The organism is Methylobacterium sp. WL116 (assembly GCF_008039455.1).
In the GTDB taxonomy this organism is placed as follows: Bacteria; Pseudomonadota; Alphaproteobacteria; order Rhizobiales; family Beijerinckiaceae; genus Methylobacterium.
Genome location: NZ_VRUV01000696.1, coordinates 1 through 1,973 on the forward strand (window position 1 = coordinate 1; position 1,973 = coordinate 1,973).

The following is a 1,973-nucleotide window of genomic DNA, read 5'->3' on the forward strand; positions in this document are numbered from 1 at the left end:
GCGGCGACCGGCGGCTCGATCCGGAGACGCGGCGCCGGATCGGGCGCAGCCTGCGGGTGCTCTACGCGGGCCTGCTCGCCCAGCCGATCCCCGAGCGGTTCGAGGCGCTCGTCGCGGAATTCGCCGCCCGGTCGGAAAAGGAATCCACGCGATGATCCAGGCCTGTGCCCCCGTCGGAACGCCCGCCGGCGCCGACGCCGAGATGCGCGACCTCCTGCTCGGCGCGATCCCGGCGCTGCGCGCCTTCGCCTTCTCGCTGACCTACGATTTCGACCGCACCGACGACCTCGTGCAGGACACGCTGATGCGGGCCTGGACCAAGGCCGAGAGTTTCCGCCGCGGCACCAACCTCACGGCGTGGCTGTTCACGATCCTGCGCAACCTGTTCTATTCCGAGCAGCGCAAGCGCAAGCGCGAGATCGAGGATGCCGACGGCGGCCATGCCGGGCGGCTGACCAGCCTGCCCGAGCAGGAGGTCCGCGTGGAGATGCGCGCTTTCCAGAGCGCGCTGAACCTGCTGCCGCTGGCCCAGCGCGAGGCGCTGGTCCTCGTCGGCGCGCAGAGCTTCACCTACGAGGAGGCGGCCGAGATCTGCGGGGTCGCCGTCGGCACGATCAAGAGCCGGGTCAGCCGCGCGCGCGGGCGGCTGATCGAGAGCCTCGGCATGGACGACGCCGGCGACGTCGGCACCGACGCCCGCACCCGCGCCGCCCTCGACACCCGCTGATCGCCGCCCCGGATCGGGGCGGGGGCATGACGTCGCGGCATGTTCGCTGAGGTTCAAGTTATCGTTGAGGTTTCGGGAATATAATTCTCGGGCAGGACCATAATCGAAACGAAGGCTTTACGGATCTGCAAGACATCGCATCGTAGACCCTCCCCTTGGGAGCTCTGCGATGCGATGGAAGCTCGGCGGCGGTATCGCCGCAATTGTGATGCTCGGTGCGGTTTGCGGTCCGGCCACGAGCGGACCGGCGGCGCAGCGGGCCGCCTGGCGCGAGGCCTATGCCCCGCCTTCCGCGATCCCGTTCCCGGAGACCAATCCCTACGCCCAGGCCAAGGCGGAACTCGGCCGAAAGCTGTTCTTCGATCCGATCCTGTCGGCCGACCGCGACCGGGCCTGCGTGACCTGCCACCTGCCCAACCTCGCCTGGGCGGACGGGCGCAAGCGCGCGCCGGCCCGCAACGATTCCGACATGGACCTGCGGACGCCGAGCCTGCTCAACATCGCCTGGCAGGAGGGCCGCCTCGGCTGGGACGGCAAGTTCCGCGACCTCGAGAGCGTCGCCTTCGTCCCGATCAGCGCGCCCGGCAACATGGGCCTGCCCGCCGACGACGCGGTGGCGCGCCTGTCGGCGGATGCCGCCTATGCCGCCGCCTTCGCCGAGGCCTTCGCCGATCCCGGCGTCACCAAGGACCGGATCGAGGCGGCGCTCGCCACCTTCCAGCGCCTGATTGTGTCCGGCGTGAGCCCGTTCGACCGCTGGATCGCGGGCGACGAGACGGCGATCCCGGTCGTCGCCAAGCGCGGCTTCGACCTGTTCAACGGCCGTGCGAACTGCGCCGCCTGCCATGGCGGCTGGGCCTTCACCGACGGCTCGTTCCACGACATCGGCACGGCGACCGGCGCGGATCTCGGACGCGGGCGCTTCGTGCCGAGCTCGGAGGCCCTGCGCTACGCCTTCAAGACCCCCGGGCTGCGCGAGGTCGCCGGCCGCGGCGCCTACATGCACGACGGATCGATCGCGACGCTGGAGGCGGTGATCGATCTCTACGACCGCGGCGGCATCGCACGCCCGAGCCGCTCGCCGGAGATCCGCCCGCTGAACCTCACGGGCGCGGAGAAGGCCGACCTGCTGGCCTTCCTGCAGACGCTCACCGCGCCGGCCGGGAACGACCGCGCCCTCGCGGACCTGACCGGCGACGCGCCGAAGCCGTAACCGGGCCGGACGGCGCGGTGAGCGTCTGCAGGA

At 71.2% G+C, this 1,973-nt stretch carries 3 protein-coding genes; all 3 read left to right on the plus strand.

Features of this window, described 5'->3' with window-relative positions; translation table 11 throughout:
- The first annotated feature begins 38 nt into the window (after positions 1 to 38).
- The 3 genes from FV223_RS32140 (at position 39) to FV223_RS26370 (ending at position 1,940) form a co-directional block, all read left to right on the plus strand.
- Positions 39 to 155 carry a NepR family anti-sigma factor gene (locus FV223_RS32140; RefSeq protein ID WP_281407473.1) on the plus strand — a complete coding sequence of 39 codons (117 nt, stop codon included), beginning with the start codon at positions 39 to 41 and terminating at the stop codon, positions 153 to 155.
- A complete protein-coding gene (locus FV223_RS26365) occupies positions 152 to 727 on the plus strand; it encodes a sigma-70 family RNA polymerase sigma factor (RefSeq protein ID WP_147729695.1) in 576 nt (191 codons plus the stop codon). Before FV223_RS32140 ends, FV223_RS26365 begins: the two co-directional genes overlap by 4 nt.
- Before the next feature lie 169 nt (positions 728 to 896).
- Positions 897 to 1,940, plus strand: a complete 1,044-nt coding sequence (locus FV223_RS26370; RefSeq protein ID WP_147729696.1) for a cytochrome c peroxidase — start codon at positions 897 to 899, stop codon at positions 1,938 to 1,940.
- The last annotated feature ends 33 nt before the right edge of the window (positions 1,941 to 1,973 follow it).